7 protein-coding genes, 2 pseudogenes and 1 riboswitch are annotated in these 9065 nt (G+C 69.8%); of the genes and pseudogenes, 3 read left to right on the top strand and 6 right to left on the bottom strand.

All coding sequences use genetic code 11. The features are described from left to right. Positions 1-381 (bottom strand): annotated as a pseudogene (locus WU80_RS22945) (DNA polymerase IV); the annotation flags it as partial. A 48-nt stretch (positions 382-429) separates the two neighbouring features. Here WU80_RS22945 and WU80_RS22950 point away from each other — a divergent pair. Continuing rightward, positions 430-924 carry a hypothetical protein gene (locus WU80_RS22950; RefSeq protein ID WP_055405637.1) on the top strand — a complete coding sequence of 165 codons (495 nt, stop codon included), beginning with the start codon at positions 430-432 and terminating at the stop codon, positions 922-924. A 35-nt stretch (positions 925-959) separates the two neighbouring features. Here WU80_RS22950 and WU80_RS25990 read toward each other — a convergent pair whose 3' ends face one another. After that, positions 960-1661, bottom strand: a complete 702-nt coding sequence (locus tag WU80_RS25990) for a hypothetical protein (RefSeq protein WP_055405636.1) — start codon at positions 1659-1661, stop codon at positions 960-962. 180 nt (positions 1662-1841) lie between these two features. On the opposite strand from WU80_RS25990, the gene WU80_RS22960 reads away from it, so the two are divergent. After that, positions 1842-2273 (top strand): hypothetical protein, encoded by a 432-nt coding sequence (locus WU80_RS22960; RefSeq protein ID WP_055405635.1) that lies wholly within the window; start codon positions 1842-1844, stop codon positions 2271-2273. Between the two features lie 115 nt (positions 2274-2388). After that, complete coding sequence (locus tag WU80_RS22965) at positions 2389-3114, top strand: SHOCT domain-containing protein (protein ID WP_055405634.1); 726 nt, start codon at positions 2389-2391, stop codon at positions 3112-3114. Positions 3115-3287: 173 nt separating this feature from the next. On the opposite strand, the gene ileS is transcribed toward WU80_RS22965, so the two are convergent. The 4 genes and pseudogenes from ileS to WU80_RS22985 all read right to left on the bottom strand — a co-directional run. Next, positions 3288-6413, bottom strand: a complete 3126-nt coding sequence (gene ileS / locus WU80_RS22970; RefSeq protein WP_055405856.1) for an isoleucine--tRNA ligase — start codon at positions 6411-6413, stop codon at positions 3288-3290. Positions 6414-6731: 318 nt separating this feature from the next. Next, positions 6732-6962, bottom strand: coding sequence for an Rv1535 family protein (locus WU80_RS22975; protein ID WP_055405576.1), 231 nt, complete (start codon positions 6960-6962; stop codon positions 6732-6734). 283 nt (positions 6963-7245) lie between these two features. Further along, positions 7246-7414, bottom strand: a riboswitch (M-box (ykoK) riboswitch). A 300-nt stretch (positions 7415-7714) separates the two neighbouring features. Then, on the bottom strand, positions 7715-8842 hold the full coding sequence (locus tag WU80_RS22980) for a nitronate monooxygenase family protein (RefSeq protein ID WP_055405575.1): 1128 nt from the start codon (positions 8840-8842) through the stop codon (positions 7715-7717). Between the two features lie 32 nt (positions 8843-8874). Continuing rightward, a pseudogene (locus tag WU80_RS22985) lies at positions 8875-9065 on the bottom strand (carboxymuconolactone decarboxylase family protein); the annotation flags it as partial.

Raw genomic sequence — 9065 nt, forward strand, 5'->3', positions numbered from 1 at the left:
TGTGTATAAGAGACAGTCGCAGAACGCCTCGACGTCCTCGGCGGAGGCGCCCGCGAGATGGGGCGGTTCGCCGAAACCCTCGTCGAAGGACAGCTGCTCGACGACGGGCACCACGCTACGCACGGCGTCGAAGACGCGCCGGCTGGCCACCCCGTACACCACGCCGCGCGGCGGCAACACCACCGCGGTCACGCCCACCATGCGGCGGGCCTGGTGCATCGGCATGGCCGAGCGGGCGCCGAACACGCGGGCCTCGTAGCTGGCGCCGGCCACCACGCCCCGCCCGCCCAGGCCGCCGACCAGCACCGGCCGTCCCCGCAGGGTCGGCCGGGTGAGTTGTTCGACCGAGGCGAAGAACGCATCCATGTCCAGGTGCAGCACCCAACGGGACTCCACGCAATCGATGCTATGGGTCTAGCGTCGGTTGTTATGGACGTCGCCGACAACGCACCGGGGTCTCGGTGGCAGCGCCTGCGCCACCAATGGAACGAGCGGCTGCAACCCGGTGAGCAGGCCACGGTGTTGGCCTGGGCGTCGTTCACCCTCACCTTCGCCGGGCTACGGAGCCTCACGCACTGGATCCGCGCCGGCCACGGCCCGTCGGGGGGCGGTATGTCGATGGGCGGCAAGCACTTTCACCACTACAACATCGGCATCGGGTTGCTGGCGACGGTGGGCGGCCTGGGGCTGCGGGGCACCGACAGGCAGCGGCGGCATCCCGCGGCGGCCCTCGCGTACGGCGCCGCGAACGCCATGATCGTCGACGAGCTGGCCCTGCTTCTGGACCTCAAGGACGTCTACTGGGCAAGCGATGGGCGCGAAAGCGTCGACGTCGCGGTGGGCCTCATCGCCGCCGGCGCGACCGTCGCGGTGGGCATGCCGTTCTGGCCTCACGCCCACCGGGCGCTGCGCTCGCGCACCTAGGCGAGACCGGACCGATTGTCCGGCCTCGCCCGACCTCAGGGATGCTGCGGCGGTTGCGGGTGGATCGGCTGCGGGTGAACCGGCTGCGGCGGGTGACAGGCGAGGCACTGGATCGGTGGGTGGCCGCTCGGCGCGGGCTGGCCACCGCCCTGCTGGCTGCCACCTTGGTAGGGCGGCACCGGTATCGGAACGGGCACGGGCACGATCACCGGCGGGGCGTTGACGGTCACATTGGGAGGGGGCGGCGGGGCGGCCGGGGGCGCCACGGGTGCCGGCGCCCGCGGCGGTGCGGGCGCGATCACGACGGGCGCCTCCCCACCGCCGACGGGTCCGGGCGAAAGGGCGTCCGGAGGGGTGGGCGCCGGCGGCGGGGCCGGCGCCACGGGCGGCGGCGCGACCGCGCTGGGGGCCGGCGTCATCGAACCGACGCTGGAATTCGGAACCACGACGGCGGGTTTGTGGTCCTTGGAGCCGTCGATCAGCAGCAGGCCGAGCCCGGCGACCGCTCCGAACGCCGCGACCACCGCCCCCGCCAGCAGGGCGCTCGTTCCCCGCGAGCGCGGCTTCGCGATCACGTTGGTGGCCGCCGAGTCGTCAAACTCGCCGGGCTGGGACAGCGAACCGTCCTCGATCTCGGGGTCGCCCAGCGGGCTCGAGGCCCATGCCTCGCCGACGGTCAGGTCCTCGTGCGGGAGGGCGGCGAAGGTCGTCGACTGAAAGTCTTCGATGGCGCTCATGGCTGTTCCTCACTGTGGTCGCGACCCCCGATGGGCCGCCGTCACAGGTAGGAGCAGCCAGCCCGGACGGCGCGGACACTTTTTTCGGGAAAAAATGCGGCGAATACCTCATGCGCCGAAGCGGTCAATCGCGCACAGTAGGTTGACGAGCGCTCGAGAACCGGGCGTGAAAGGACTGCCGTGTCATTGTTGGGAAGCCTGAAGGCGGCGCGGGCCGAGGCACGGCGCGCCAGAGACGCCGAGTTCGCCCGCCTGGTCGCATTGCCGCCGACGGAGGAGCTGGCCGCGCAACTCATGGCCGCATTCGGGCCCGACGGGCCCAAGCGCGGCAAACCGTTGACCCAGTACGACGTCATCAAATGGGTGCTCCGCCGTGCGGAGTTCACTTCCCGCGGCCAGCGAGCCATGAGCTTCAAAAAGCTCGTCGGGCCCGTGCGTGAGGCCCTGCAGGTGTTGGAGCACAGCGAACTGGTCTACCTGAGCGTCGGGGGCGAGGGGAAGCCCGACAAGTGGCATCCCACCAATCGGGGAATGGTAGCGCTGGACGAAGGGTATGACGCTGTCGCGCAATGCATCTCGGCCCGACGGCTAGGGCAAGACGGAACCCGGTGAGCCGAGATGCAGGCGCCACCGAGGCCGAATTGTTGGGATCGGGAGCGCGGCCGGGACGGTTCGCTGGCATAGCGATGCAGACCATCGCCCGAGGACACACGCGAAAGGAACGACCATGAAGTTCAGGGGCCGCGCGCAGCACGACCCGGCGCTCAACCAGCAGGCCGCCGCCGTGGCGGCGGAAATCCTGCGTCAACCGGTTGAGGCGGCCGCGCGATGCGAGCAGACGTCGACCAAAGCCATGCAGATGTATCCGTCGGCCGGGGGCGAGGTGAATTGGCGAAGCGTGCCCAACGGCACCGGCCTACCGAAGAGTTTCATCTTGGCCGTCACCGCGTCTGGCGTCTACGCGCTCGAAGACAAGCAGCACCGAGGCGTCCTGGTGCCCGGCAACGTCCTCAAGGCGTGGGATCGCTCGGGCTTTCGGGCCCAGGCCGGCAACGACGTGGCGGCCAGGGCGCGCGGGCTGGCCGACGACCGGCAGATCATCACCCTGTGGCTGCCGATCGACGGCGACAGCGGCCGGGTGGCGCAGCAGATCGCCGCGCAGCGGGCGGCTTCCGGCCAGCGCATCCCGGCCCTGCCGCACGCCTTCGTCATCGCCAAGGACGAGTCGGGCCAACGCATCATCGACGCGCTGGGCGCCGCGGCGGCGCCGCCGCAAGGTGCCGGGCCGAACATCGTCATCGGCGGCCGGCGGCTCGAAGACATCGTCGCGGGCGCCGCGCCGCAACGCCCGGCCGCCGAGCGCCTGCGCGAGCTCGAGGAGCTGCGCGCGGCCGGGGCGATCACCGACGCCGATTACACCCGCAAGCGGGCGGAGATCATCGCGGCGATCTGAGTCGCGAGTGCCGAGGGCGCGGGCCCCGGGGGCGCCGCCCGCCCGCGGCACGTCGTTGCGCGGCGCGCGCGGTCAACCCGGCTATGCCCGTGCTGTTGCTCGTTTCCTGCCGCCGCGACGAGATCGGCGAAGACCATCCCCGCCGATCGCCTTCATGTGCCCCTGAGCGCGCCTTACACCTTGGCGATGCTCACCCGGACCCCGTCGCCGATGTCGGCGCCGTCGGCGGGTTCCCCGAATTCGAAACGGGTGGCAAGGATCTCGCCGGCGATCAGGTCGCGATGCGCGGCCGCCCAGTCGGCCCGCTCGGCCGGAACCGACATCACCACGGCGATCCGGTCGGACACCTCCAGCCCGGTCGACTTGCGCAGCTCCTGCAGCTCGCGGATGCGGTCCTTGGCCCAGCCCTCGGCCTCGAGCTCCGGGGTCACGGTGCCGTCCAGCACGACCAGGCCGGAGCCGTCGGGCAGCGCCGCCGTGTAATCCGGGTCGGCGGCGACCAGCCGGGAGCTGTATTCCTCGGGTTGCAGCACCGCGGGCCCGGCCGTCAGCGTGCCGTCGGGGTTGACGACGCCCTCCCCCGCCTTGACCGCCTTGATGGCGGCCTGCACGTCCTTGCCCAGCCGCGGCCCGGCCACGCGGGCGTTGACCGTGAGCTCGAAGGAGCCGTAGGTGTCGATCGCGTCGGTCAGCTCGACGCTCTTCACGTTGAGCTCATCGGCGATCAGGTCGGTGAACGGCTCCAGCCGGCGCGGGTTCTCCACGGCCACGGTCAATTTCGGCAGCGGCAGGCGCACGCGGAGTTTCTTGGCCTTGCGCAGGGAAGACGCGGCCGAGCACACCTCGCGGACCTGATCCATCGCGGCGACCAGGTCGGGGTCGGCGGGCAGCGCTTCGGCGTCGGGCCAATCGGTGAGGTGCACCGACCGCCCGCCGGTGAGGCCGCGCCAGATGATCTCGGTGACCGATGGAAGCAGCGGCGCGGCCACCCGGGCCGTCACCTCGAGCACGGTGTGCAGGGTGTCGATGGCGTCGGCGTCCTCTTCCCAGAACCGCGAACGCGACCGTCGCACATACCAATTCGTCAACGCCTCGGTGAACTGGCGAAGCTGCTCGCAGGCCCGCGAGATGTCGCAGGTGTCCATCTCACCGGTCAGGTCGTCGCGCAGTTCGGCGAGCTTGGCCAGGATATAGCGGTCCAGCACCTGCGGCGAATCGGTGCGCCAGGTGCCGACTTTGGGCGCGTAGAGGGCCAAGAAGCTGTACGCGTTCCACAGCGGCAGCAGCACCTGGCGCACGCCGTCGCGGATGCCCTGCTCGGTGACGATCAGGTTGCCGCCCCGCAGGATCGGCGAGGCCATCAGGAACCACCGCATGGCGTCGGAGCCGTCGCGGTCGAACACCTCGCTCACGTCCGGGTAGTTGCGCAGCGACTTGCTCATCTTCTGGCCGTCCGACCCGAGCACGATCCCGTGCGCGACACAGGTTTTGAACGACGGGCGATCGAACAGCGCGGTGGCCAGCACGTGCAGCGTGTAGAACCAGCCGCGGGTCTGCCCGATGTACTCGACGATGAAGTCCCCCGGGTAGTGCGTGTCGAACCACTCCGCGTTCTCGAACGGGTAGTGCACCTGGGCGTACGGCATCGAGCCCGAGTCGAACCACACGTCGAGCACGTCGGGGATGCGGCGCATGGTGCTGCGGCCGGTCGGGTCGTCGGGGTTGGGCCGGGTCAGCTCGTCGATGTAGGGCCGGTGCAGATTGGTGGGCCGCACCCCGAAGTCGCGCTCCAGCTCGTCGAGGCTGCCGTACACGTCGATGCGCGGGTACGCCGGATCGTCGGACTTCCACACCGGAATGGGGCTGCCCCAGTACCGGTTTCGCGAGATCGACCAGTCGCGCGCGCCCTGCAGCCACTTGCCGAACTGGCCGTCCTTGACGTGTTCGGGGTACCAGGTGATCTGCTGGTTGAGTTCCACCATCCGGTCGCGAAACGCGGTGACCGCGACGAACCAGGACGACACCGCGCGATAGATCAGCGGGTTACGGCAGCGCCAGCAGTGCGGGTACGGGTGCTCGTAGGTCTCGTGGCGGAGCAGCACCGCGCCGTTGGCCGCCGCGGGGCCGCTGCCGTTCTTCAAATCCCGGATGATGTTCGGGTTGGCGTCGAAAACGCGCTGCCCCTGGTAATCCGGGACGCTGGCGTCGAAGCGGCCCTTGGAATCGACCGGCGTGACCGGCACGATGCCGGCCTTGTCGGTGGTCGCCATGTCGTCCTCGCCGTAGGCCGGCGCCATGTGCACGATGCCGGTGCCGTCCTCGGTGGTGACGAAGTCCCCGGGCAGCACCTGAAAAGCCTTGGGGCTGTCCATGAAATACGGGAACGGCGGCACGTAGCGGGTGCCGAGCAGGTCGGCGCCGGAGAAGGTGCCCAGGATCTCGGGCTCGTCACCCAGCTCGCGGGCGTACGCCGCCAGCCGGGGCTGCGCCAGCACGAAACGACGGTCGCCGGCCGCGACCTCGACGTAGGTGACCTCGGGATTGACAGCGACCGCCAGGTTCGACGGCAGGGTCCACGGCGTGGTGGTCCACACCAGCAGGTGGGCGCCGGCCAGCGGGCCGTCGGCCACCCGGAAGCCGACGGTCAGCGCCGGGTCCTGGCGGCTTTGGTAAACGTCGTCGTCCATGCGCAATTCGTGGTTGGACAACGGGGTTTCGTCGCGCCAGCAGTACGGCAGGACGCGGTATCCCTCGTAGGCCAGGCCCTTGTCCCAGAGCTGCTTGAACGCCCAGATCACCGACTCCATGTAGGACAGATCGAGCGTCTTGTAGTCGTTGTCGAAGTCGACCCAGCGGGCCTGCCGGGTGACGTACGCCTGCCATTCGTCGGTGTAGCGCAACACCGAGGCGCGGCACGCGTCGTTGAACGCGGCGATGCCCATCTCGTCGATCTGCGATTTGTCGTTGATGCCGAGCTGGCGCTCGACCTCGAGCTCGGCGGGCAGCCCGTGCGTGTCCCAGCCGAACCGGCGCTCCACCTTGTAGCCGCGCATGGTGCGATACCGCGGGACGATGTCCTTCACGTAGCCGGTCAGCAGATGCCCGTAGTGCGGCAGCCCGTTGGCGAACGGCGGGCCGTCGTAGAACACGTATTCCTCTGCGCCGTCACGGCGGGCGATGCTGGCGCGGAACGTGTCGTCGCGGGCCCAGTAGTCGAGGACTTCGAGCTCGAGGGCCGGGAAGTCGGGTGGGCCGCTCGCCGGCTTGGGATAAGCCCGGGCTTGCGCGTTCTCTGTCACGGTGGCGTCGTCTCCTGCGTGCCTATGGCCAGGCCGGGGACGACGACGCGCTTTCTGCGCGAGCGCCGCGGTACCACCCCGCTTGCCACGCCGTCGCGTGGCCGCTCGTTTCCAGGCTGTGACGGGCCCACCCGTTCGGTTCTACTGAGCCGGCCAGAGAACGAAGCCGGCTGTTCTTCCGAAGGCTCCCCGGTGATGCCGGATCGACGCCAGTGGCTCGATTCTACTCAGGCGCGGCACCCCAAGGGGCTACCTGGCCTCAGGAAACACCTGCGGCCGGGTAGCCCCTTGGAGCCCTGGTTGGTCGCTGTTCATCGATCAGGCCTGGATTTCGAGCACACCGGCCCGCAGCAGCGCCGCGTACAGGTGGCGCAGCGGGATGCTCAGCAGCCGGGTGGCGCCTTCCACCAGCGGGTCGCCGGCGAAGACGGGGGTGTTGGCCTTGCCGACGGCCTTCTTGCGCACCGGGGCGGTCTCGCCGTCGCGCACCACCTTCAGTGTGCGGGCGGGCGCTACGGTGGCCACTTCGTCGTAGAGAGCTACGGTCATGGTCGTCTCCTGACGGGTTCGAACGGGGACTGATTGGATGGACGTGCCCCGTCCCGTAGCGGTTCCGATCCCAGAACGCTTGGCCGATAAGCCAGTTAGCGTGCGACGCCTCAGCCGAGAACGCCGTGCCGGAGACCGGATCGGGACGAGACGGAGTTCGGACTTCGGTCCGGACTGTCGCTGGAACTCATGTGTCCCTCACCTCCTCGTGGTCACGACGCATGCGGGGCCCGCACGCGATCACGCGCAGCATGAGGAGCAGAAACCCGACGACCGTCGGAGATCCGCACCCCTCTCGTCAGAGCTTTGGCACCACACGACGTGTCCGATGTCCGGAAGCCACCTGGGCTCAACCCTTAAGCCGGGAGGAGCTGTCCTGACCCGGGGCGTCTTTCGACGTTCGGGGTCAGTGGCCTGTATTCGTGTAGACGCCTCACCTAACGAGGTGCTTACCCGACCGATAATGCACGACGGGTCCGACGCGGTCAAACCCATCGGCGCGGGGTTTCGCAATCTTTACGTTTCTGTGCGGGGGCCCCATAGGTTTCTGCCAGGATCACCGCCCTGACCTGGGCGTACGACTCGGCCGCTGGACATCGTTTGGTCATCTGGGGTTTGCCGGTCGGGTGGTGGCGGCCGGCAGGCCCGCGGCGCAAACGCGCGTGCGTCCAGGGCGGAGGTCGTCGGCGTGTCGCCGCCGTGGGCGCACACCGAAAGCCTTGGGCGCACACGCGAAACGGCGCCGGCGGGCGTCAGCGCTCGATCAAGCCCTCGAGCCGCCCCACGGTGTCGATGAACTCCTCGACCATGTCGAGCACCACCGCCCGCGTCGGACGAACCCGGTCAAGAGAGCCCACGACCTGGCCGACGAAGTAGGTGGCCAGCTCGCGCGCCTTGGCCCCGGGGTGGGCGGCCGCGGAGTTGATGCGCACCTGCGGCTCGGTGACCAGCGCGGTCTGCAAGGGCATGCCGAGGGGGTCGGGTTTTTCCGGGCGGTCCCATTCGTCGGTCCAGGCCGTGCGCAGCATCCGCGCGGGCTTGCCGGTCAGCGACCGCGACCGCACGGTGTCCGAGGAGGTGGCGGCCAGGAACTTGTCCTTGACCACCGGCGGCGTCTCGGCCTCCTCCGTGGTCAGCCACACCGAGCCGCACCAGACGCCCCCGGCGCCCAGCGCCAGCGCCGCCGCGATCTGGCGGCCACGCGCGATGCCGCCCGCGGCGAGAACCGGCACCGGCGACACCGCGTCGACGACCTCGGGCACCAGGACCATGGTGGCGACCTCACCGGTGTGCCCGCCGGCCTCGGTGCCCTGCGCGACGATCAGGTCGACCCCGGCGGCCGCGTGCCGTTGCGCGTGCCGCGTGGTCCCGGCCAAGGCGGCCACCAGCACGTCGCGGTCGTGGGCGCGTTCGACGAGATCCGCCGGGGGCGGCCCGAGCGCGCTGGCGACCAGCCGGACGCCGTCGTGGGCGAATGCCACGTTCAGCAGCGGCTCGTAACCCTTGGGCGAAATGTTGAGCCCGCCGGCGGAGGCGCGCGCCTCCTGCGCCGGCGCGGTGATTCCATAGCGGGCCAGGATGTCGTCGACGAACGCGCGGTGTTCCTCGGGCAGCCGCGCCCGCGCCTGCGCGGCGTCGATGCCGCCCTCGTCCGCCCCGACGTACTTGGGCGGCAACAGCAGGTCCACCCCGAAGGGCTTGCCGCCCGTCTGCTCGGCGATCCACGCCAGCTCGCTGTCGAGTCGCTGGGGGCTGTGCGCGACCGCGCCGAGGACGCCGAAGCCGCCCGCGTTGGTCACCGCGGCCACCACATCGCGGCAGTGGCTGAACGCGCAGATGGGGAATTCGACGCCGAGCATCTCGGCGACTGTCGTTCGCATTGCCCGACGCTAAAGAGCTATCGATCGATATGTCAATCGATTACGGCCGCCGCCGGCGACCGCCCGTCCGGCGGCCAGCTGGACACCCCCTCTTCGAGCGGCACTTGCAGGCTGTGCAGGATCGAGGCGACCATCCGCCAGGCGCCGATGGCGGTGACCAGCTCGATGAGAACCGTTGTGTCACCCTGTAATTCACGCTCGCAGGCCTGTCTCTTATACACAT

Origin of the sequence: Mycobacterium sp. UM_11 (assembly GCF_001414075.1) — a bacterium.
Taxonomy (GTDB): Bacteria; Actinomycetota; Actinomycetes; order Mycobacteriales; family Mycobacteriaceae; genus Mycobacterium.

What these genes read in the sequence shown, in the direction of transcription:
- WU80_RS22950 (WP_055405637.1), top strand. Translation starts at nt 430, where the DNA reads ATGGACGTCGCCGACAACGCACCGGGGTCTCGGTGGCAGCGCCTGCGC.
- WU80_RS25990 (WP_055405636.1), bottom strand. Translation starts at nt 1,661, where the DNA reads ATGAGCGCCATCGAAGACTTTCAGTCGACGACCTTCGCCGCCCTCCCG.
- WU80_RS22965 (WP_055405634.1), top strand. Translation starts at nt 2,389, where the DNA reads ATGAAGTTCAGGGGCCGCGCGCAGCACGACCCGGCGCTCAACCAGCAG.
- WU80_RS22975 (WP_055405576.1), bottom strand. Translation starts at nt 6,962, where the DNA reads ATGACCGTAGCTCTCTACGACGAAGTGGCCACCGTAGCGCCCGCCCGC.
- WU80_RS22980 (WP_055405575.1), bottom strand. Translation starts at nt 8,842, where the DNA reads ATGCGAACGACAGTCGCCGAGATGCTCGGCGTCGAATTCCCCATCTGC.